Raw genomic sequence first — 22,345 nt, forward strand, 5'->3', positions numbered from 1 at the left:
TCGTCATGCCAGCCAGTCGATGTCTTTGCCCAGCGCGCTCGAGAGCCGCTCCCAGCGCGCGCCGACGGTGGCGTCGATCTGGTTGGTGGCGGTGTCGATGCGGCAGCCGCCGCGCAGCATGGTCGGATCGCGCGACAGGCGCCAGCCGCCCTTGTCGAGTTCCTCGCCCAGGCTGTCCTTGACCAGGTCGGCGTCGAGCGGATGCAAAATGAGCAGGGCCGGCTGCTGTACCACCGGCAGGTAGTCAATCGCCTGGCGCACCACGCCCAGCACCAGTTCCGGCTTGATCTCGAGCGCGCTTCTGAGCATGGTCTTGGCCAGGTGCAGGGCAAGTTCGAGCATGTCGGCGGCGATGGTCTCGTCGGCGGCGGCCAGCGCACCGGAAAATTCGTGGGCGATCGATTGCAGGTGTTCGAGTTCGACCGCCGCCTCGGCGCGCCCCAGCGCCAGGCCGTCGGCGTAACCGGCGGCGTAACCGGCATCGTGGCCCGCCTGCTCGCCCAGCAGGCGCGCGTCTTCGCTGATCTGCGCCAGTTCTTCTTCGGTCGGCCCCATGTTGACGGGCTCCGGCGGCGGCGGCGGCGTGCGCGCGGCCAGCGTGCTGGCGCGGTTGTCGCCGAACGAGTTCATCTCCCAGCGCTGGTAGGCCGTCTGCTGCTCCTTGGGGGTGCCGGGTTTGGGAAAATCAGACAAACGAATCCTCGCCTTTTCCGCCCAACACGATCTGGCCCTCGTCGGCCAGGCGGCGGACGATCTGCAGGATCTGCTTCTGCTGCGCTTCGACTTCGGACAGGCGCACCGGGCCCTTTGATTCGAGGTCTTCGCGCATCATCTCGCCGGCGCGCTGGGACATGTTCTTGAAAATTTTCTCGCGCAGGTCCTGCGAGGCGCCCTTGAGCGCAATGATCAGCATTTCCGACTGCACTTCGCGCAGCAGCAACTGGATGCCGCGGTCGTCGATGTCGATCACGTTATCGAACACGAACATCTCGTCCATGATCTTCTGCGCCATGTCGTTGTCGTAGTTCTTGATGTTGTCCATCACCGAACCTTCCTGCTCGCCGCTCATGAAGTTGAGGATCTCGGCGGCGGCGCGCACCCCGCCCAGCGACGACTTCTTGATGTTCTCGTTGCCCGACAAGAGCTTGGTGAGCACGTCATTGAGTTCGCGCAGCGCCGCCGGCTGCACGCCGTCGAGGGTGGCGATGCGCAGCACGACGTCGTTGCGCAGGCGGTCGGTGAAGTGGGCCAGGATCTCGCAGGCCTGGTCGCGCTCGAGGTGGACCAGGATGGTGGCGATGATCTGCGGGTGTTCGTTGCGGATCAGTTCCGACACCGAGGAGGCGTCCATCCACTTCAGGCTTTCGATGCCCGAGGCGTCCTTGCCGCCCAGGATGCGCGAGAGCAGCACCGAGGCCTTGTCGTCGCCCAGCGCCTTGGTGAGCACCTGGCGGATGTACTCGTCCGAATCGAGGCCGACCGTCGAATTGAGCGCCGTCTGTTCGACGAAGGACTCGAGCACCGTCACCACCTGCTCGTGCTGCACGCTTTTCATGGTGGCCATGGCCGCGCCCAGCTTCAACACTTCGCGCGGACCGAGGAACTTCATCACTTCGGCCGCCTCCGCTTCGCCGATGGCCAGCATCAAAATGGCCGCCTTCTGGATACCGTTATCATTCATTTGCGCCTACCCATGCTTTGACGACGTTGGCGACCACGCGGGGGTCTTCCACCGCCAGCTTCTTCGCCAACGCCAGATTTTCGCGGTAGCCGTTCTGGACCTGCACCGCCTCTGCCGCTTCCTGTTCTTCGCGCACCTCTTCGCTGGCGAGTTCTTCTTCGGTCTTTTCCTCTTCCGCCACGGGGGGCGGCACCGGGTCGGCGGTGAGGGCGTCGAGCTTGCGCATCAGGGGGCGCAGCAGCGGCCCCAGGAAGCGGAACCACAGGAACAGCATCACGCCGGCGGCCAGCAGGAACTTGCCCACTTCCTTGGCCATCTCGATGTTGGCGCTGTCCTTCCACCACGGCGTGACGGGCTGCGGCTCTTCCGGCTTGTCGACGCCGTCGAACGGCGCGTTGGTGACGTTCATGGTGTCGCCGCGCTCCTTGTTGAAGCCCATCGCTTCGCGCACCAGGTCGTTGATCTGCGCCACTTCGGCCGCCGTCAGGGGTTTGATGGTGACCTTGCCCGTCTTGGCGTCGACCAGGCGGCGGTAGTTGACCACCACCCCGACCGACAGGCGCTTGATGCCGCCCATCGGTTTTTGTTCATAGCGCACCGTCTTGTCGACTTCAAAGTTGGTGGTGCTGTCCTTGCGCGTGGGACCTGCCGCCGGCGCCGCGCCGGGCGCGCCGGGCGCGGCCGTGATGGGGGCGGTGGCCGCGCCGGGCGGCTGGTTCGACAGCGCACCGGGCACGCCGCCCGCATTGGCGCCGGCGCCCGCGCCCGCCTCCGACGACTGCTGGCTGCGGATCGCCTGCGGCTCCGGCGGCGAATTCGGCTTGAAGCTCTCGGCGGCGGTGTCGGTCTGGGCGAAGTCGATATCGGCGGTCGCTTCGGCGCGCACATTGCCCTTGCCGACCAGCGGCTCGATCAGCGACTGCACCTGGTTGACGATACTCTGCTGGAGCTGGGTGACGTATTTGAGCTGGTTCGGGTCGAGGGCCTTGGCGCCGGCCGGCTTGTTCGAGGTGTCTGACAGCAGGTTGCCGGCCTGGTCGACGACGGTGACGTTGGCCGGCGGCAGTTCCGGCACGCTCGAGGCGACCAGGTGGACGATGGCGCTGACCTGGGCGGCGTCGATGGTACGGCCCGTTTGCAGGTTCAGCAGCACCGACGCGGTGGGCTTTTGCTGGTCGCGCACGAACACCTGCGGCTTGGGCAGCGCCAGGTGGACGCGGGCGGCGCTCACGGCCGCCAGCGACTGGATCGAGCGCGCCAGTTCGCCCTCGAGCGAGCGCTGGTAATTGACTTGTTCGAGAAATTGCGAGACGCCCAGCTTCTGGTTTTCCATCAGCTCGAAGCCGACGTTGCCCCCCTTGGGCAGGCCTTGCGCGGCCAGTTTCAGGCGCACGTCATGGACCTGGTTGGCGGGCACCAGGATCGCGCTGCCGCCTTCGGAAAACTTGTACTTGACCGCCATCTGGTCGAGCGAGGCGGTGATGGCGCCGCCGTCCTTGTCGCTGTAGTTGGCGAACAGGACCCGGTATTCCGGCTGCTGGCTCCACATCCACACGGCCACCATGACCGCCACCACGACGGCGGCAGCGACACCGATGGCGATATTGCGGCCGAACGGGGTCTGCAGGAACGATGGCCGTTCGGTGGTGAGATCCAGAGTGTCCGCTGCTGCTGCCATGGTCATTGCATTCCGCGGGTTCGCGCCAGAGGTGTGCGCGGCGCCCAAAGGGGTGAAGGATTCCCACGCCAGGGTGACGAGAGTGGGGCTTGACCGACATTATGGTTGCCCCAACGAAAAATCAATCGCTCAAACAGAGCGTGGTTTGGCGTCCTGCTCGTCAGAAATTGCCGCACTGGCACTGCTATTGTGTAAGCCTGAGTCAGCTTGTACACATTGTACTCTCGTGACGTCTAGCAACAAAGGAGCATGCAAGATGAGCATAGGCGCCCTCGGCGGCATCGACAGCGGCCGCATCCAGGCAATGATGGAGCAACTCAAGGCAGCGGCCACCCGGCCGGCCGCCGGACCGGTCGCGCCTGCCGGGGTGGCGGAGGCGGGCGGCGCCACCAAGGTCAGCTTTTCGGATGCCTTGAAATCCTCGCTCGAGTCGGTCAATGCCAGCCGGGTCAAGGCCGAGGAACTCGGCCACGCGTTTGCCGCCGGCGACGACAAGGTGAACTTGTCGGACGTGATGATCTCGATGCAGAAGGCGAGTATCAATATGCAGGCGACGGTGCAGGTGAGAAACAAGATGGTGGCGGCGTATCACGAAATCATGAATATGCAGGTGTAAGGGGCGCTCGGGCTGTTCAACTGGCCACCTGGCCCTCCAGCGCCCGCTGCTGCAACAACTGGCGGATCTCCGGCACGCACGAGCCGCAGTTGCCGCCCGCCTTGACGCAGGCCGTCACCGCCGCCACCGTCGTCAGCTGTTCGTGCTCGATCGCCGCGCAAATGGTGTTGCGGCCCACGCCGAAGCACGAACACACGGTGGGCCCCGCGTCGACGCCCGGCGTCAAGGCCTGGCCGCTGAGCAGCCCGGCGCGCTCGGGCGGCGACAGTTCGCCCTGGCCGAACAGGCCCGCCAGCCAGGCGCGCGCGGGCAGGTCCGGGCGCGGCGAGATGAACACGCACTGGGCGATCCTGCCGTCGATCAGATGCACGCCCCGGTAGATGCCGCCGGCGCGGTCGGCGTAGTCGATCCAGTCGGCGTCGGCGCCGTCCACGCCCAGCAACTGGCGGGCCCACGCCGCATGGTCGGCAATCGTGCCCCGTCCGGCCAGCTCGAAACGCGCAAACCCATCGCCGCGTATCCTGGTCCAGTGCGCCGCCAGCGCCAGGTCGATGTCCGTGCGACTCAACACGAAGCCATGCCACGACACGCCGAAGGGCTCGACCCTGACGGGCGTGTGCTTGAATTCAGGCTCGCCCGAGACGGGATCGACGGCGGGATTGCACACCGTGCCCACGCGGGCGTCCGAGGCGGTCTGGCCGTTCCAGTGGATGGGGATGAAGATGTCGCCGCGGGCAATGCCGCCGCCGTGCTGCACGCGCGCCACCATCGCGCCCCAGCGGCTCGACACGCGCGCCAGTTCGCCCGCGCGCACCCCCGCCAGCAAGGCGTCTTGCGGGTGCATGTCGATGAACGATTCGGCCGTGTGGCCGGCCAGCCGCGCCGCCTTGCCGGTGCGCGTCATGGTGTGCCACTGGTCGCGCACGCGCCCCGTGTTCAGGGCCAGCGGATAGTCGTCGTCGACGGCGTTGGCGGGGCCACGCGGCACCGTGGCGATGAACCTGGCGCGGCCGCCGGGGTGGGCGAACACGCCGTCGCCGAACAGGCGCGCCTGTCCCGCCGGCCACTGCGCCGGTAACAGCGCGTCGTACTGCGCGGCGTCGAGCTGGTCGACCCCGCGCAAATTGAACAGGCGCGCCGTTGCGCCCTCGTTGGCGACCACCGACAGGCGCGCATGTTCCTGAAAAATCGCCGCGGGAGCGTCGAAATCGAAGCCGTCGTAGCCCATGCGCTGGGCCACCTGGCACAGCACCTGCCAGTCGGCGCGCGCTTCGCCCGGCGGCGCCAGGAAGGCACGCTGACGCGAGATGGTGCGCTCCGAATTGGTGACGGTGCCGTCCTTCTCGCCCCAGCCCAGCGCCGGCAGCAGCACATCGGCAAAGGCATTGGTGTCGGTGCCGGCGACGATGTCCGATACCACCACCAGCTCGCATCGCTCCATGGCGCGCTGCACCTGGTTGGCGTCGGGCAGGCTGACGAGCGGATTGGTGGCGATGATCCACACGGCCTTGACCTTGCCCGCCTCGATGTCGCGAAACAGGTCGACCGCCTTCAGGCCCGGTTTGTCGGCGATCGCCGGCGACCCCCAGAAACCCTGCACGATGGCGCGGTGGGCGGGGTTGTCGAGCTCCATGTGGGCCGCCAGCATGTTGGCCAGCCCGCCCACTTCGCGCCCGCCCATTGCATTGGGCTGGCCGGTGAGGGAAAACGGCCCCATGCCGGGCTTGCCGATGCGGCCCGTGAGCAGGTGGCAGTTGATGATGGCGTTGACCTTGTCGGTGCCGGACGAGGACTGGTTGACGCCCTGCGAATAGGCGGTGACGGTGTTGGCGGTGGCGGCAAACCAACGATAAAAAGTCAGCACCTTGTCGACGTCGATGCGGCAGGCGCGCGCCACGCTGTGCGGGTCGCACGGCCGGGCCGCGTCGAGCGCGCCGTGCAGGCCGTCGGTATGCGCCTCGACATACGCGCTGTCGGCGGCGCCCTCGGCGGCCAGGTAGGCCAGCAGGCCGTTGAACAGCCACACATCGGTGCCCGGCTTGATGGCCAGGTGCAGATCGGCCCCTTCGCAACTGGCGGTGCGGCGCGGATCGATCACCACCAGCTTGAAGTCGGGTCGCGCCTCCTTGATGCGGGCGATGCGCTGGAACAGGACCGGGTGGCACCAGGCGGCGTTCGAGCCGGCCAGCACCACCATGTCGGCCAGCTCCAGGTCGGCGTAGCAGCCGGGCACGATGTCCTCGCCGAAGGCGCGCTTGTGGCCGGCCACGCTCGAGGACATGCACAGGCGCGAATTGGTGTCGATGTTGGCGCTGCCGATATAACCCTTCATGAGCTTGTTGGCGACGTAATAATCCTCCGTCAGCAGCTGGCCGGAGACGTACAGGGCCACCGCGTCGGGGCCGTGCTGGTCGATAATCCGGCGAAAGCCGTCCGCCACCCGCGCCAGCGCGTCGTCCCAGCCGACCCGGCGCAGCACGCCGTCTTCGCGCACCATCGGCTGCAGCAGGCGGCCAGCGAGGTCCACCGTCTCGCCCAGCGCCGCGCCCTTTACGCACAGGCGGCCGCGGTTGGCGCTGTGGCCTTCATCGCCGGCGACGGCAACCGTGCCGTCCGGCGCCGGCGTGGCCTTGACGCCGCAGCCGACCCCGCAGTAGGGACAGGTGGTGTGGATGGCGCGGGGGAGCGGGGTGGGATGCATGGCGGGCCTCCTCAGGCTGCGTTCTTGCAGAGCGCCTCACCGAACAGCAGGTGCTGGCGGATCGCGGCGATGCTGCTGCGGTTCTGGATCAAATCAAAATACCACGGGCCATCGGCGACGTCGCCGTACAGCACCGCGCCGGTGAGGCGGTCGCCCTCGAGCACCAGGCGCTTGTAGATGCCGCGGCGCGGGTCGCGCAGCACCAGGTCCTCGCTGGCGGCGCCGCCAATGAAATCGCCCACCGAGTACAGGTCGATGCCCGTCACTTTCAGCTTGGTCGGCGTGGCCGTCTGCACGTAGCGGCGGTGGCCGTGACCGGCCAGGTGGGCGCCGGCGACCCTGGCCTGCTCCCACAGGGGCGCCACCAGGCCGAAGGTGGCGCTGCGGTGCTGCACGCATTCGCCGACGGCGTAGATGCGTGGATCGTACGTTTGCAAGGTATCGTCGACGACGATGGCGCGCTCGCAATGGATGCCGGCGCCCCTGGCCAGGGCGATGTTCGGGCGCACCCCGGCCGTCATCACCACCAGGTCGGCCGGCAGCGCGGCGCCGTCGCGCAAGCAGACGGCGCGCACCGCGTCCTGGCCGATGATCGCCGTGGTCTGGGCATCCATGCGAAAGACTATGCCGCGCTGTTCTAATGCCTGTTGCAACAGGCGCGCGGCCGGCTTGTCGAGCTGCTGGTTCATCAGGGCGTCGCTGGCGTGGACCACGGTGACGTGCATGCCGCGCCGGTGCAGGCCGTTGGCCGCTTCCAGGCCCAGCAGGCCGCCGCCAATGACCACCGCGTGGCCGCCCCGTGCGCTGGCGGCGAGCATGGCGTCGACGTCGCCGATGTCGCGAAAGCCGATCACGCCGGCCAGCGTGTGGCCGGGCACGGGAATGATGAAGGGGGTCGAGCCGGTGGCCAGCAGCAGGCGGTCGTACCAGACTTCGCGGCCCGCTTGCGAGCGCACCAGGCGGCGCTTGCGGTCGATGTGCACGACCGGGTCGCCCGTGTATAAAGTGATACGGTTTTGCTCGTACCAGCTCCTGGTATGTATCACGATCTCGCTGCGATCCTGCTCGCCCGCCAGCACGGGCGAGAGCAGGATGCGGTTGTAATTGGTGTGCGGCTCGGCGCCGAACACGGTGATGTCGTACAGTTCGGGCGCCAGTTTGAGCAGCTCTTCGACGGTGCGCATGCCGGCCATGCCGTTGCCGACCACCACCAGCGCCTGGCGCGGCGGCGCTGCCAGGCTCACTGGCCGACCCACACGATGCCGTCGATCACGCGGGCGCGCCACGCCGGCACCGAGTGCTGGGGCGCTTCCAGGCAGTGCCCCGTGCGCAGGTCGAAATGCTGCTTGTAGATGGGCGAGGCGACCACCAGGCGCTCGCCCAGGTTGCCGACCAGGCCGCGCGAGAGCACGGCGGCGTTCGAATTGGCGTCGTAGTTGCCGATGGCGTAGACGGCGTCGTCGCCGGCGACGCGAAACACCGCCACCTGCTGGCCGTCGACCAGCGCGCACACGCCGCTGTCGGGCAGGATGTCGTCGAGGGCGCAGACGGCGGTGAGCGGGGCGGGGGGAAGGTCGCGCTGCATGGGGTTTCCTTGAAGGGTCATCAGGGGTCAGGCCGAAGTGGCGATGGGGATCACGGTGCGCTGCTTTTCTTCGAAGCTGGCCGGGCGGATCTGGCCCCGCTCCGACAGGAACACGATGTTGGCGTCGGGCGTGTCGCTGTTGACGAAGTGGCGGAAGCGCTTGCGCGTTTCCGGGTCGTCGATGGCCGCTTTCCACTCGCAGGCGTAGGTGTCGACGACGCGCTGCATGTCCGCTTCGAGCTCGGCGCCCAGCCCCAGGCTGTCGTCGATCACCACCTGCTTGAGGTAGGCCAGGCCGCCTTCGAGGTTGTCGCGCCAGACGCTGGTGCGCTGCAGGCGGTCGGCGGTGCGCACGTAGAACATCAGCAGGCGGTCGACGTAGCGCACCACGGCCGCTTCGTCGAGATCCACGGCGAACAGTTCGGCGTGGCGCGGCTTCATGCCGCCATTGCCGCACACGTACAGGTTCCAGCCTTTTTCGGTGGCGATCAGGCCGATGTCCTTGCCCTGCGCCTCGGCGCATTCGCGGGTGCAGCCGGAGACGCCGAACTTGATTTTATGGGGCGCCCGCAAGCCCTTGTAGCGGTTCTCGAGCGCGATGCCGAAACCCATGCTGTCGCCCACGCCGAAGCGGCACCAGGTCGAGCCGACGCAGGATTTGACGGTGCGCAGCGACTTGCCGTACGCGTGGCCGGACTCGAAGCCGGCGTCGATCAGCTCCTGCCAGATCAGCGGCAACTGGTCGACGCGGGCGCCGAACAGGTCGACCCGGGCGCCGCCCGTGATTTTCGTGTAGAGGCCGAATTTTTTGGCGACCATGCCGACCGCGATCAGGCCGTCGGCCGTCACTTCGCCGCCCGGCATGCGCGGCACCACCGAATAGCTGCCGTCCTTCTGGATATTGCCCAGGTAGTAGTCGTTGGTGTCCTGCAGCGCCGCGTGCACGGGCGTGAGCACGAAGTCGTTGTAGGTCGAGGCGAAGATGCTGGCCGCGGCCGGCTTGCAGATATCGCAGCCGCGGCCATTGCCGTGGCGCGCCAGCAGGGCGGGGAAGGTGCGGATGTTGCCGATGCGTACCAGGTGCAGCAGCTCCTGGCGCGAATAGTGGAAATGCTCGCACAGGTGGTTGTTGACGGCCAGGCCCTGCTTTTTCATCTCCGCCTTCATCACCTGGGTGACCAGCGCCACGCAGCCGCCGCAGCTGGTGCCGGCGCCGGTGCAGCTTTTGAGGGCGCCGATGGTGACCGCGCCATCGCGCACGGCGGCGCAGACGGCGCCCTTGGAGACGTCGTTGCACGAGCACAGCTGGGCCGTGTCGGGCAGGGCGTCGACGCCGATGGCGGGGCGGGCGGCGCCATCGGCGACGGGCAGGATCAGGAACTCGGGCGAGGCCGGCAGTTCGATTTGATTCAACATCATCTGCAGCAGGGTGCCGTATTCGGTGGCGTCGCCCACCAGCACGGCGCCCAGCAGGTACTTGCCGCAGCCGGAGACGACGATCTTCTTGTAGACCTGCCTGCGCTCGTCGGTGAACTGGTAGCTGCGTGCGCCGGCGCTGGTGGCGTGCGGGTCGCCGATGCTGGCCACGTCCACGCCCATCAGCTTGAGCTTGGTGCTCATGTCGGCGCCGGCAAAGCTGCCAGCCTGGCCCGTGAGGTGGCGCGCGGCCGTGCGCGCCATGTCGTAGCCGGGCGCCACCAGACCGAACAGCTGGTCGTTCCAGGCCGCGCATTCGCCGATGGCATAGATGTCGGCATCGGACGTCAGGCAGTGATCGTCGATGGCGACGCCGCCGCGCGCGCCGATGGTCAGGCCGAGCGCGCGCGCCAGTTCGTCGCGCGGGCGGATGCCGGCCGAGAAGACGATCATGTCGGCATCGAGGTAGCTGCCGTCGGCAAAGCGCATGCGGTGGGTGCCGTCCTCGCCATCGACGATCTCGAGCGTGTTCTTTTGGGTGTGCACCGTCACGCCCAGTTCCTCGATGCGCCGGCGCAGCACGCGCGCGCCGCTGTCGTCGATCTGCACCGCCATCAGGCGCGGGGCGAATTCGACGACGTGGGTGGCCAGGCCCAGGTCGACCAGGGCCTTGGCGCATTCGAGTCCCAGCAGGCCGCCGCCTATCACCACCCCGCTGCGCGAACGGGCGCCGCATTCGCGCATCGCTTCGAGGTCTTCGATGGTGCGGTAGACAAAGCAGTCCTTGCGCTCTTTTCCGGGCAGCGGCGGCACGAAGGGATACGAGCCGGTGGCCAGCACCAGCTTGTCATAGCCGAGCACCGCGCCGGAAGCGACCGTGACGGTCTTGTTGACCCGGTCGATGGCGACGGCGCGCGTGTTCAGCTGCAGCAGCACATTGCCCTGCTCAAAAAAGCCGGGCGCCACCAGCGACAGTTCGTCGGCGGTTTTGCCGGCAAAAAATTCCGACAGGTGCACCCGGTCGTAGGCGGCGCGCGGCTCTTCGCACAGCACCGTCACGTCCAGCTGCGGGTGCGAGGCCAGCGCGAGCGACTCGAGAAATTTATGGCCCACCATGCCGTGGCCGATGACGATGATTTTCATGCTGCTTCCTTCAGGCCGCGGCGGCCAGTTGCGTGGTGTGGCTGGCGCCAAAGCGGGCGGCCAGTGCGCACAGGGCGGAGATGATGACCAGACCCGACAGAATTGACAGGGTCTGGCCGATGCTGCCGGTGCCTTTCATCAGAAAGCCCGCCAGCACCGCGCCCACGTTGCCGCCGGCGCCGATGATGCCGGCCACGCCGCCCAGCGCGCGGCTGTCGATGAAGGGCACCAGCGCGTAGGTGGCGCCGCAGGCCATGTGGGTGAACAGGCCGAACACCAGCATGGCGACGATGGCGATGGCGGCGCTGCCGGCGTTGGCGAACCACAGCAGGCCGATGCCTTCGCCGATCATCATCACGAACAGCACGGTGACGCGGGAATTGAGGCTGCCGCGGGCGGCGCTTTTGTCGGACAGGTAACCGCCCAGCGCGCGCGCGAACAGCGCCAGCAGGCCGAAGCTGCCGGCGGCCATGCCGGCCGCGCCGATCGACAGGCCAAAGTGGTCGACGTAGTACACGGCGGCGATGTTATGAATGAAAATCTCGATGCCGAAGCAGGCGCCGTAGGTGACGAACAGCAGCCACACGCGGTGGTTGGCGGCGGCCGCCTTGAAACTGGCCCAGCCGCCCTTCTTGTTGCCCTCGATGGCGATGCCGGCGCGGCGCAGATCGGCGTAGTTCCCTTGCGGGCAGTCCTGGGTGAACTTGTAGTAGAGCACGGCCATGATCAGCATCATCACGCCCGGCACCATCAGCGCCAGGCGCCAGCCCAGCGTGGCGCTGGCGCCGGCCATGACGATGGCCGTCATCAGCAGCGGCATCACCGCCTGGGCGGCGCCGCCTCCGGCATTGCCCCAGCCGGCGGCGGCCGCGTTGGCGGTGCCGACGACCTTGGGGGCGAACATCACCGAGGTGTGGTACTGGGTGATGACGAAGCTGGCGCCGACGGCGCCGATGCCGAGGCGGAAAATCAGGAAGCTCTCGTAGCTTTGCGCCAGCGCCACGCCCAGCACGGGAATGGCGCCCACGGCCAGCAGGGCGGTGTAGGTCAGGCGCGGTCCGTAGCGGTCGCACATGGGGCCCACCAGCAGGCGCACCAGGATGGTGATGGCGACGGCGGCGATATTGATGTTGGCGATCTGCGCCAGCGACAGGTGAAACTCGCCCTTGATCACGGGCATCAGCGGGGCGCAGGCGAACCAGGCGAAAAAGCAGACGAAGAAAGCCATCCAGGTCAGGTGGAAGGCGCGCATCGGCGGCGTGGCAAAGGAGAACAGCTTGATGGTGGTGGCTTTGTTGGCCATGATCGGTCCCGGTTGGTCGAATAAAACAGCGTGAAAAAAAAGGCGTCCGCGCAACCGGGTGAGGATCACCTGGTTGGGCGGACGCCGTTGTCCGTGCTTGTCCTTCGTTGGACGGGTGCTGCGCATTGCGATGTTCGGGTGGATCGCCGTTGACCCACGGGAGGGATAATGCAGGAAACGTGCCAGATGGGCTTGCCCGGGGCGGTCGCTGGCGGCGCCTCAAAGCGGTGCGTGCGCGCCCGAAAAAGAGGCGTTGCCCCGTGCGCGGCCTTGTGCTGGCGCCGTTGCCAACTGCTGGAATGGTCACGTGGGCGGTGAGGAGGCGCCTAAATATGTGTCTGATCGCCATTTCAGGCGCCACCGATTTGCACTATGATGTGGCTAGAAAGTAATGCGATCGGCCGGGTAAGGACGCTGCGGCCCGGTCAGCGCGTTGCACCGATCAATCTGTTAAGGCGGCTGATGGACACTCTTGAGCAATTTGTAGAAAAATTTAGCAATGCAGTTGATTTCCAGGAGGCCGTCGAGCTCAACGCTGACACCGACCTGAAGGCGCTGGCCGAATGGGATTCGCTGGCGGCGCTGGGTGTGATCATCATGTTCGACATGGAATACAACAAGGCCATCACCGGCGCCGACCTGGTGGCATGCAAATACCTGCGCAACATTTATGAACTGATCGGCTGAGCATGGCGCAGGTCAAACTTCATAACGTGCGTTACGCCGGCATGACGACCTGCGTGCCCCACCGTGTGGTATCGAATATGCGCGACTGCCCGCCGCACATGCGCAGCGCCCGTGAGCGCCTGGTGCGCAATATCGGCATCGAGGAGCGGCGCATCTGCTCGCCCTGGCAGACCTTCTCCGACCTGGCCTTCGACGCCGCCGAAAAGCTGATCGCCGAACTGGACTGGCAACGCGACGAGATCGACGCCCTGATCATCGTCAGCCAGTCGCCCGACTACCTGATTCCATCGACGGCGATCATCATGCAGGACCGTCTCAAGCTCAAGCATTCGACCATCGCCTTCGACATCAACCTGGGCTGCTCCGGTTATGCCTTCGGCCTGCACGTGCTGGCCGCGATGATCGCCGGCGGCGGCGTCAAAAAGGCACTGCTGCTGATCGGCGACCGCGCCGCCGCCGTGGTCGACCCGCTGTTCTCGGACGCTGCCAGCGCCACCGCGCTCGAATACGATCCGACGGCGCCACCCATGTTTTTCGACCTCAATAGTGACGGCAGCGGCCACCGCGCCATCATGCTGCCCGCTGGCGGCCATCGCGAGCCTTACGGTTTGCAGCATGCGGTGCCATACAGGGACGAGGACGGCCAGTGGCGCAGCACGGCCGAGCTGGAGCTGGACGGCCCGGCCGTGCTGAGTTTTTCCACCCAGGTGGTGCCGCCGGCCGTGAGAAAGCTGCTCGAGTTTGCCGACTGTCCCCTCGAGGACGTCGATTATTTCGTGTTCCACCAGGCCAACCGCATGATCAACGAAACCATCCGCAAGAAGCTGGGCGTGGTGCCGGAGAAGGTGCCGTCGTCGTTGCGCGACTTCGGCAACACCAGCGGCGCCTCGATTCCCGTGACGATGACGGCGCGCATCCGCGAACAACTCGACGGCCAGTCGAAGCGCCTGTTGCTGTGCGGCTTCGGCGTCGGCCTGTCATGGGGCACCTGCCTGGTCGACATCGACCATGCGGTATTCCCGGAGATGATCGAGTCTTGAGCGCCGCCCCAACGAACTCGCCCTTTTCCCTCGAAGGCAAACAGGTACTGGTAACCGGCGCCTCGTCCGGCATTGGCGCGGCCACCGCGGCGCTGTGCGCGCGCATGGGCGCCCAGGTGCTCGCCTGCGGGCGCGACGCCGGACGGCTCGATGCGGTGGTGGCAGCGTTGGCCGGCAGCGGCCACCGCGCCATCGTCGGCGACCTGACCGACCCTGCCGCCCGCGATGCGCTCATCGACGCCGCGCCGGTGCTCGACGGGGCCGTGTTCTGTGCCGGCTCGGCCACACTGGTGCCGTTTCGCATGGTCTCGCAAAAACACATGGACGCCATGTTCGCGGTGAACTTCGTTGCCCCCACCATGCTCTCGCAAGCGCTGCTGGCGAAGAAGAAGATCGGCGCCGGCGGCTCTCTCGTCTACGTGACGGCGATCGCCGAGCGCCTGGCGCCGCACGCGACGGCGATGTATTCGGCGGCCAAGGCGGCGCTCACCGCGGTGGCGCGCACCATCGCCATCGAGCACGCCAGACAGGGTATCCGCGCCAACTGCGTCTCGCCCGGCTACGTCGATACGCCCATGCTGGCATCGCTGCAAAGTGGCGTGAGCATCGAGAGCAAGCTGGTGTTGACGCCGCTGGGTACGGTGAGCGCGGACGAAGTGGCCGGCGCCATCGCTTTCCTGCTGGTGCCTGCCAGCCGTCGTATTTCGCGCACCACCCTGACCATCGACGGCGGCATTTCGCTGCACGTACGTTAAGGGAGCCAGATTGACCGATCATCCATTTCACTTGAGAGACAAGCGCATCCTCGTCACCGGGGCGTCGAGCGGTATTGGCCGCGCCATCGCCATCGAGTGTGCGCGTGCCGGCGCCACCGTCATTGCCAGCGCGCGCGATGTGCAGCGACTGGCCGACACCATGGCGGCCATGGGCGAGGGTGAACACATCTCGATGTGCGCCGACCTGGCCGACGCCGGGCAGATGGCGGCGCTGGTGGCCAGGGCCGGTGCCATCGACGGCGTGGTCCACGCGGCCGGCATCCAGGGACTGACGCCCATGCGCATGATGCGTCAGAGCTTTCTCGACCAGGTCATCGGCACCAATTTCATGGCGCCGGCCATGCTGACGCAAAAGCTGCTGGCGGCCAAATCGCTGCGCAACGGCGCCTCGATCGTGTTTCTGTCGTCGATCGCGGCGCACACCGGCACCGTCGGCGTGGGCGCGTATTCGTCCTCCAAAGGCGCCATCGAAGGCCTGATGCGGGTGCTGGCGCTGGAAACCGCGCCGCGCGCCATGCGCGTCAATGCGCTCGCCCCTGGACTGATCGACACACCGCTGGTCAACGGCGACCGCGCCTTCCTGGAAGAGAAGGGCAAGGCCTACCCGCTCGGGCTGGGCCAACCGGAAGACGTGGCCTACGCCGCCATCTACCTGTTGTGCGACGCCAGCCGCAAGGTGAGCGGTATCTCCCTGCATCTCGACGGTGGCATCCCATGGACGTGAACGAGACCGCCGCGGCGGCGCCGCACGACGTCATCGTCATCAGCGCCGGCGGTTTCGGCCGCTCGCTGGTCAATACCAGCCACGGCGACCCTGCCAGCGGCGTGCTGTGGCGGGTCACCGGCTACCTCGACAACCGGCCGGCGCTGGCGGCCAGATGCACACTGCCGATCCTGGGCGACCCGATGAGCTACCAGGCGCGTGCCGGCGAGAGCTTCATCTGCGCGCTGGGCGACCCGCTGCAGCGGCGCCTGTACGCCGCACCGATACTGGCGCAGGGCGCGCCCTTCATGAACTTGTGCACCGGCCTGTTCAGCGCGGACGGCATCGAGATGGGAGTGGGCTGCTTTTTCGAGCCGCAGGTGCGCTGCGGCGTCGATACGCGTTTTGGCGACTTCGTCATCGTGCAGTCGACGTCGGTGATCGGCTACGAAGTGACGGTTGGCTCGTACACCACCATCGGCGCGTTCGTGTTTGTGGGCGGCGGCGCGCAGATCGGCGAGAACGTCACCATCCATCCCCATTCGACCATCCTGCCGAGAGTGAAGATCGGCGCCGGCGCGGTGGTCGGCGCCGGCAGCGTCGTCATGGCCAACGTGCCGGCTGGCGTGACGGTGCTGGGCAATCCGGCCAAAATTTTCAGGTTTAAATAGATGCAATCGAAAATGCCTGCCGCGGCGTATATCGACCAGCAATGGTTCGAGCGCGAGCGCGACCTGCTGTTCAAGCCTTTATGGCAGTTCATCGGCCTGAAGATGATGCTCGAGCAGCACAACGCGTTCATCACGCGCACCCTGTGCGGCATCCCGATCGTGGTGCAGAATTTTCACGGCGAACTGCGCGCGTTCGAGAACGTCTGCCTGCACCGGCAAAACCCCATCCAGATCGAGCCTCAGGGGGTACGCCCGCTGGTGTGTTATTACCACGGCTGGGCTTTCGGCAGCGACGGCGCGCCGGCCAAGATCCCGTTCGAGGACACCCTGTACCGCTATCGGCCCGAGGAGCGCGCCTGCATGCACTTGCGCCGCTTCGCCCTCGAATGCGTGGGCAACCTGGTGTTCATCAACCTGTCGGCCGAGCCGATGCCGATCAAGCAGCAGTTCGGCACGGCCTTGCTGGCGAGCATGGCGCAATCGTCGCTGGCCTACGACGGCGAAGTGATGATGACCACCTACGAGGGCAAGTTCAACTGGAAGCTGGCCTACGAAAACCTGCGCGACAGCGTGCACCCGAAATTCCTGCACGCGCGCTCGCTGTACAAGGAAGTGAAATTTGAACCCCTGATCAACGAGGCAGCGCTGGCCGCCTTGAAGGTGCAGCAGGCCGGGCCGGCGCCGGACGCGGCGCGCGCGCGCGCGCTGCTGCGCAGTTTCAGCGGCGGCGGGCGCGATACCGCGATCGACCCCTTCGTCCACCAGGACTGGTTCGACAACGTCGAGCGCTACCGCGACCAGGACTGGTACTACAACTGGCTGGCCTTTCCCAACCTGCACATCGCCTCGCCCACGGGCGGCCATTCCTTCATCATCGAACAGCACGTGCCGGTGGGGCCGGGCCGCACCGACCTGATCGTGCACGCCGTGCTGGCGAAAAAGAAAAAACGTTTTTCCGGTTCGCTGGCGGTGCTGCACGCGACCATGATGGGCCTCGAGCGCATCCTGCGCGAAGACATCGGCGTGCTGGAAGATATCCAGCGCACCCTGCATCCGGGCGCCCGCCCGGCCCACCTGGGCGACTACGAATTCATCAACGCCGGCATCGAACACTGGTACCTCGACCTGATGGAGGGGCGCTTTGCACTGTAAAACCTCACCGTCGAAGTTCGTCATCGGCGCCATGCCGGAACTGGCGTGGGTGGCCGCCGCCTGGCGCGAAAACGCGCCCGGACTGGACATCGTCGAGGTGGCCGTGGACGGCAACGATGCCGCCAGCGTCATCGCCGCCGCCCTGGCCGGTGCCGGCGAGGGCGACAGCGCCTTCGTCGTATATGGCGCCGCGCAGCTCAACATGCGCCGCCTCGAGCTGATGGCGCAGGTCAAGTCGCTCGGTATCGCCATGCCGCCACTGGTCTGCCGCGGCGCCATCGTCGCCGCCACCGCCTCGGTCAGCGAAAACTGCCAGGTGGGCGCGGGCGCGGTGATCGGGCCGGGCTGCCGCATCGGCTATAACAGCGTGATCGGCGCCGCCGCCATCATCGGCAGTGGCGCCGTCATCGGCACCTCGGCGTTCATCGACGACGGCGCGCAGATCGGCCGCGGCGCCGCGGTCGCCGCCCATGCCGCCATCGGTCTCGGTGTGGTCATCGGCCATGGTGTCAAGGTCGGCAAGTTCTCCATCGTCGACAAGCCGGGCATCTACACCGCCGATATCGGCGCCCGCACCTTCATCCACGCCAGCCACGCCCGGCCCATCGTGGTGGTGGGGCAGTAGGGCACCCATCGGTTTCGTCTACATCATTGCGAAAGAGTCAACTGCATGCCATCGTTCCAGTCAGATACCATCACCTCCCGCCTCGGGCTCGGCGCGTTCGAACCCGAACAGGCTTTTCTGGCGGCGGTCGAGCTGTACCGCCAGGATCCCCTGTTCGCCGTGCCGGCGCGCGTGCGCGACATCCTTGCCCGGCGCGGCGCCGATGCGCCGATCGTGCTGCTCGGGCGCAGCGATTTTGGCGGCAACCTGATTCATGCCCTGCGCGAAAAAGCGCGGGTGCTGTTCGTGGTCGACGACTTTCGCGCCCACCGCGGCCAGCAGTTTCACGGACTGGACTACATCTCGTCCGACCGTTTCCTGGAGATGGCGCGGCAGGACCCCGACCTGATCGGCGTGAATGCCTGCCGCTTCGATTATTCGCGGCGCTTTTTCGATGGACTGTGCCGCGACCGCGGCATCGCGCTGGCGAACTTCGAGCAGATCGTCCGCGCTTGCGACCTCAATGAGGTGCTCGATCATCGGGTACACGACTGGGGCGGCGTGATCGCCAGCCGCACCGCCCAATACCAGCAGCTGGCCGCGCGCATGGCCGATCCGTATTCCGTCGAGACGCTCTATTCAGTGCTGACGTTTCACCTTAGCGGCAACCCCGAGTGGTTTCTCAACGTCGCCCGGCCGTACTCGACCCTGTACGTGCGCTCCGGCCTGTTCGCCTTCGACAGTGGCGAGAAAATGGTCGATTGCGGCGCCTCCATCGGCGAATCGACCACTGCGCTGATGCACGCCACCGAGGGCAGCTTTGCGCGCTCGTGGATGATCGAGCCGGACCGCATCAACGTGGCCACGCTGCAGGGTTTCATCCGCAAATATGCCGACACCGCGCACGCCGCCAAGATGTCGCTGCACGCCGTCGCGGTTGGGGAGGAGAGAGCGCGCGCGCCGTTCGAGCATCTCGGCCACCACGGTGGTTCGGTGTTGCCGCCTACCCGCGCCGACGCCTGTCCTGAGGCCGATTACGTGGCCGTCGAGCGCATCGACGACATCGTTGACGATGCGCCCACCATCATCAAGATGGACATCGAGGGTTTTGAATTGCCGGCATTGAAAGGCGCCGAACGCACCATCCGCGCCGCGCGGCCGAAGCTGCTGGTGTCGGCTTACCACCGCTCGACCGACCTGCTCGACATCCCGGCCTGGATCGACACCATCGCGCCCGATTACCGCATTGGCCTGCGCCATCATACGGAAGACCGCTGGGATACCTGCTTGTATTTTTATTGAAGCGGCTTCACTGTCCGGCGATCAGTGCGACGATGCGCTCGATCTGGCCGGATTCCAGGTCCGGGTAAATGGGCAGGCAGATCACCTGCGCTGCCGCGCGCGTGGCGTGCGGCAGGTTGGCAGGGTCTGCCGACGCCATCGGCCGGTACATGGGAAAGTCGCTGATCAGGGGGTAAAAATAGCGGCGTGCGACGATGCCGGCGTCGCGCAGTTTGTGGTGCAGGGCGTCGCGGTCGAGGCCATAAGCGGGGCCGACCAGGATGGGGAAATAGGCGCCGTTGGGCGTGACACTGCCGTCGTGCGGCAGGCAGGTGATGCCGGCCACGCCTGCGAGCGCGCACCGGTAGTGCTCGTCGATCTGGCGGCGGCGCGCCAGCGCGGCGTCGATATGCGTCAGCTGCAGCAGGCCGAAGGCGGCATTGAACTCGCTCATCTTGCCGTTGATGCCGGGCGCAACGACGGTCACTTCATCGACGATGCCGAAGTTTTTCAGGTTGTCGATGTGGCGCTTGGTGGCCGCATCCGGGCTGACGATGGCGCCGCCTTCGAAGGTATGAAACACCTTGGTGCCATGAAAACTGAGCACCGCCAGGTCGCCGTGGCGCAGGATGCTGGCGCCGTCCTGGCGCACGGCGAAGGCGTGGGCGGCGTCGTAAATCACTTTCAGATCGTGGCGGCGGGCGATGGCGTCGATTGCCTGCGTGTCGCACGGGCGGCCGTAGCAATGGACCGGCATGATGGCGGTGGTCTCGGGCGTGATGGCCGCTTCGATGCGCGCCGGGTCGAGGTTGAAGGTGGCCGGGTCGATGTCGGCAAATACCGGCCTGATCCCGTTCCACATCATGGCGTGGGCGGTGGCGACGAAGGAATACGGGGTGGTGATGACCTCCCCCTTCACGCCCAGCGATTGAAGCGCCGTCATCAGGGCAATGGTGCCGTTGGCAAACAGCGAAATATGCCCGACGCCCAGGTACTCGCACAGCGCCGCTTCGAGTTGCTGGTGAAACGGGCCGCCGTTGGTGACGTACTTGTTGGCCCAGATCTGCTCCAGGTAGGGCATCAGCTCGGCCAGCGGCGGCAGCAGCGGCTGGGTGACGTAGATGGGGGGCGTGGCGTCGCTCATGATGGCTGCGGCAGACTGATCTGCAAAGGGGCGGGTGGCTGCTGCGCGCACCAGCGCTCCCACATGGCGCGTAGCGCCAGTTCAGTGGCCAGCGCGACGGCTTCCATCGTGTCGGGCGTCGGTTCGCCGAAGCGCTCGCGCAAACCGGCGCGCGTGAGAGCGAGCGCGTCCAGGTCGCGCGCCTGGGCGGTGCCGATGGCGACGAATTCGGCGGCGTCGCCGGCGATGAATTCCGGCAGTCCGCTATGGCGCATGATACTGGCGCCCTGGCGCCCGGCGGCGGTGGCGCCGAGCAGTGTCACCGTCGGCACCCCCATGTACAGCGCGTGCAGCGTGGTGGTGCCGCCGGAATACGGAAAGGTATCGAGGCAGACATCGACCAGGTGATGGAGCGCGAGGTAAGAGGCCATGTCGGCGCGCGGATGAAAATCGAGGCGCTCGCGCGCCACCCCGTTCAGGGCGAACTGCGCGACCAGTTCCTCGCTGCCGCCGGCGGGCATGGCCGCCAGCAGCATGCGCGAACTCGGCAGCGCGCGCAGCACGGCCGCCCACAGCGCCACCACTGGCCGGCTCAGTTTGCTGGGGCGGTTGAAGCTGCCAAACGTGAGGTAGCCATTGTCGAGGGCAGGCAGGCGGTTCACCGGCGGCGCCAGCGCTGATGGAAGGAACGGCGCCGAGACGGGCAGGTGCACCAGTTTCTCGATGAACTGGTGGTCGAACTGACCGGGCGGCAGCATGAACGGGTCGGTGATGTAGTAATCCATGGCCGTCAAGCCGGTGGTGGCGGGATAGCCGATCATGCTTACCTGGATGGGCGCCGGCTTGAGGGCGAACAGCGGCAGGCGGTTGAAGGCGGTGTGGCCGGCCAGGTCGATCAGGATGTCGATGCCGTCGGCGCGGATGCGCTCGGCGACTTGTGCATCGTCCTGGCCGTGGATGTCGCGCCAGCCGCGCATATGGGCGCGAAGGCGCGCGGTGACGCTGTCGTGGACCGTGTGATTGTAGTAGGCCGTCATTGCCAGACCGGTGCGGGTGGCCAGGCGCGCCAGCAGCGGCTCGATGAACGAGGCCAGCGCATGGTTGCGAAAGTCGCCCGTGACGAAGCCGATGCGGATGGTCCGTCCCGCGTCGCGCGAGTTGGCGTGGCCACGCAGTGTGCCGCGCAGCGGCGCCTCGACGGCCTCGCCGAAGGCCCGATGCGCCTCAAACAGGGCCGGCGCGGCGATGTCGTCCATCTGGCTCAGGCAGAACAGCAGATTGCTGTGGACGACGTGGAAGTCCGGCCGCAAGCGCAGCGCGCTCTGGTAGTGCGGCAGCGCCTCGGCCAGCCGGCCCTGGCTTTGCAGGCATTCCGCCAGATTATTGAGCGCATCGGGAAAGTCGGCCTTGCGCGCCAGCGCGCGCCGGAATGCCGCTTCGGCGGCCGCCGGTTGGCCTTGCAAGGCCGCGCCCAGGCTGTTCCAGGTGTCGGCGTCATCGGCGCCCAGGTCGAGCGCGCGCCGCAGCGCGCGCCCGGCTTCGTCGAAGCGCTGCAATTCGTTGAGCAGGGTGCCCAGGTTGGCGTGCGCCTCGGCGTCGGCAGGGGCAATGAGCACGCCCCGCTGCATCGCCTGCAGCGCCGCCTCGGGGGCGCCGCGCATGCGCTGCACCGCCGCCTGAATCTTCCAGCCAAACGGGTCGGTGGGAAAGCGCGCCGCCAGCGCCTGCGCTTGCGCGAACGCCTGGTCGTGATGGCCCTGGGCCAGCAGCGCCATCACGGCGGCGCTGTCGTCCGCCCCGACCGGCCCCAGGCGGGCCTCAAGGGCATCGACGGCGGCGCCGCCCAGGCCCCGCTGGCGGCCCAGTGCGAGCACGTGGCGGGCGCCGTCGAATTCGGTAGCGTCGATCAGTGCGTCGATGTAACTGCGCCAGAATTGTTCCTGTTCGGGCGCCGCCTTCAGGGCCGTCGCCAGTCGCACCAGCGCGCCGGCGCGGCCCAGTCGCAGTTCGAGCAGGCCCAGTTGATGGTTGGCCAGCGCGTGCGTCGCTTGCACCTGCAGCACCGCCAGGTAGGCGGCGGCCTGCTCGACGTCGCCCGCCGCGCCCAGGCCCTGCGCCCGGTGCAGCAGGGCGTCGACCTCGCCCGTCTGTGCTTGCGCGATCGAATCAGCCTTCACTTGCATAC

General features: G+C 67.0%; 19 protein-coding genes. 9 read left to right on the forward strand and 10 right to left on the reverse strand.

The annotated features are described in order from the left end of the window. Window positions 1-3: 3 nt before the first annotated feature. From ACP7EY_RS03195 to fliF, 3 genes are read right to left on the reverse strand one after another with little or no spacing between them, the layout of a single operon-like run. Window positions 4-630, reverse strand: a complete 627-nt coding sequence (locus tag ACP7EY_RS03195) for a flagellar assembly protein FliH (protein WP_426190748.1) — start codon at window positions 628-630, stop codon at window positions 4-6. A 55-nt stretch (window positions 631-685) separates the two neighbouring features. Then, entirely contained in the window at window positions 686-1,681 is a 996-nt protein-coding gene (fliG, locus tag ACP7EY_RS03200) for a flagellar motor switch protein FliG (RefSeq protein ID WP_426190396.1), read from the reverse strand. Then, window positions 1,674-3,365, reverse strand: a complete 1,692-nt coding sequence (gene fliF / locus ACP7EY_RS03205) for a flagellar basal-body MS-ring/collar protein FliF (protein WP_426190398.1) — start codon at window positions 3,363-3,365, stop codon at window positions 1,674-1,676. The genes fliG and fliF overlap by 8 nt, the downstream gene beginning before the upstream one ends. A gap of 250 nt (window positions 3,366-3,615) precedes the next feature. On the opposite strand from fliF, the gene fliE reads away from it, so the two are divergent. Continuing rightward, complete coding sequence (fliE, locus tag ACP7EY_RS03210) at window positions 3,616-3,975, forward strand: flagellar hook-basal body complex protein FliE (RefSeq protein WP_426190400.1); 360 nt, start codon at window positions 3,616-3,618, stop codon at window positions 3,973-3,975. 16 nt (window positions 3,976-3,991) lie between these two features. Here the strand turns inward: fliE and ACP7EY_RS03215 are convergent, their stop codons facing one another. From ACP7EY_RS03215 to ACP7EY_RS03235, 5 genes are read right to left on the reverse strand one after another with little or no spacing between them, the layout of a single operon-like run. After that, window positions 3,992-6,676 carry a molybdopterin-dependent oxidoreductase gene (locus ACP7EY_RS03215; RefSeq protein ID WP_426190402.1) on the reverse strand — a complete coding sequence of 895 codons (2,685 nt, stop codon included), beginning with the start codon at window positions 6,674-6,676 and terminating at the stop codon, window positions 3,992-3,994. A gap of 11 nt (window positions 6,677-6,687) precedes the next feature. After that, window positions 6,688-7,920, reverse strand: coding sequence for an NAD(P)/FAD-dependent oxidoreductase (locus ACP7EY_RS03220; RefSeq protein WP_426190404.1), 1,233 nt, complete (start codon window positions 7,918-7,920; stop codon window positions 6,688-6,690). Next, window positions 7,917-8,261: a nitrite reductase small subunit NirD gene (gene nirD, locus ACP7EY_RS03225; protein WP_426190406.1), complete on the reverse strand. Its 345-nt coding sequence runs from the start codon at window positions 8,259-8,261 to the stop codon at window positions 7,917-7,919. The genes ACP7EY_RS03220 and nirD overlap by 4 nt, the downstream gene beginning before the upstream one ends. 27 nt (window positions 8,262-8,288) lie before the next feature. Continuing rightward, on the reverse strand, window positions 8,289-10,820 hold the full coding sequence (gene nirB / locus ACP7EY_RS03230) for a nitrite reductase large subunit NirB (protein ID WP_426190408.1): 2,532 nt from the start codon (window positions 10,818-10,820) through the stop codon (window positions 8,289-8,291). Window positions 10,821-10,830: 10 nt separating this feature from the next. Further along, window positions 10,831-12,123: an MFS transporter gene (locus ACP7EY_RS03235; RefSeq protein ID WP_426190410.1), complete on the reverse strand. Its 1,293-nt coding sequence runs from the start codon at window positions 12,121-12,123 to the stop codon at window positions 10,831-10,833. Window positions 12,124-12,585: 462 nt separating this feature from the next. Between ACP7EY_RS03235 and ACP7EY_RS03240 the strand changes: the two genes are divergently transcribed. The 8 genes from ACP7EY_RS03240 to ACP7EY_RS03275 are packed head-to-tail and all read left to right on the forward strand — an operon-like array spanning window position 12,586 to window position 19,058. Then, a complete protein-coding gene (locus ACP7EY_RS03240) occupies window positions 12,586-12,810 on the forward strand; it encodes an acyl carrier protein (protein ID WP_426190412.1) in 225 nt (74 codons plus the stop codon). Between the two features lie 2 nt (window positions 12,811-12,812). Further along, a complete protein-coding gene (locus tag ACP7EY_RS03245) occupies window positions 12,813-13,850 on the forward strand; it encodes a ketoacyl-ACP synthase III (RefSeq protein ID WP_426190414.1) in 1,038 nt (345 codons plus the stop codon). Beyond that, complete coding sequence (locus tag ACP7EY_RS03250; protein WP_426190416.1) at window positions 13,847-14,605, forward strand: SDR family NAD(P)-dependent oxidoreductase; 759 nt, start codon at window positions 13,847-13,849, stop codon at window positions 14,603-14,605. Before ACP7EY_RS03245 ends, ACP7EY_RS03250 begins: the two co-directional genes overlap by 4 nt. A 10-nt stretch (window positions 14,606-14,615) precedes the next feature. Then, the gene (locus tag ACP7EY_RS03255) at window positions 14,616-15,350 is read left to right on the forward strand and encodes an SDR family NAD(P)-dependent oxidoreductase (protein ID WP_426190418.1); all 735 of its coding nucleotides are present in this window, start codon (window positions 14,616-14,618) and stop codon (window positions 15,348-15,350) included. After that, a complete protein-coding gene (locus ACP7EY_RS03260) occupies window positions 15,341-16,000 on the forward strand; it encodes an acetyltransferase (protein WP_426190420.1) in 660 nt (219 codons plus the stop codon). Before ACP7EY_RS03255 ends, ACP7EY_RS03260 begins: the two co-directional genes overlap by 10 nt. After that, window positions 16,001-17,152: an aromatic ring-hydroxylating oxygenase subunit alpha gene (locus tag ACP7EY_RS03265; protein WP_426190422.1), complete on the forward strand. Its 1,152-nt coding sequence runs from the start codon at window positions 16,001-16,003 to the stop codon at window positions 17,150-17,152. Continuing rightward, window positions 17,142-17,777, forward strand: a complete 636-nt coding sequence (locus ACP7EY_RS03270) for a hypothetical protein (RefSeq protein WP_426190424.1) — start codon at window positions 17,142-17,144, stop codon at window positions 17,775-17,777. Before ACP7EY_RS03265 ends, ACP7EY_RS03270 begins: the two co-directional genes overlap by 11 nt. 45 nt (window positions 17,778-17,822) lie before the next feature. Next, window positions 17,823-19,058 carry an FkbM family methyltransferase gene (locus ACP7EY_RS03275; RefSeq protein ID WP_426190426.1) on the forward strand — a complete coding sequence of 412 codons (1,236 nt, stop codon included), beginning with the start codon at window positions 17,823-17,825 and terminating at the stop codon, window positions 19,056-19,058. Between the two features lie 7 nt (window positions 19,059-19,065). Here ACP7EY_RS03275 and ACP7EY_RS03280 read toward each other — a convergent pair whose 3' ends face one another. Further along, window positions 19,066-20,181, reverse strand: coding sequence for a DegT/DnrJ/EryC1/StrS family aminotransferase (locus ACP7EY_RS03280; protein ID WP_426190428.1), 1,116 nt, complete (start codon window positions 20,179-20,181; stop codon window positions 19,066-19,068). Then, on the reverse strand, window positions 20,178-22,343 hold the full coding sequence (locus ACP7EY_RS03285) for a tetratricopeptide repeat protein (protein WP_426190429.1): 2,166 nt from the start codon (window positions 22,341-22,343) through the stop codon (window positions 20,178-20,180). The genes ACP7EY_RS03280 and ACP7EY_RS03285 overlap by 4 nt, the downstream gene beginning before the upstream one ends. Window positions 22,344-22,345: the final 2 nt, after the last annotated feature.

This window comes from Massilia sp. DWR3-1-1 (assembly GCF_049898325.1).
Lineage (GTDB): Bacteria > Pseudomonadota > Gammaproteobacteria > Burkholderiales > Burkholderiaceae_D > JAFCUW01.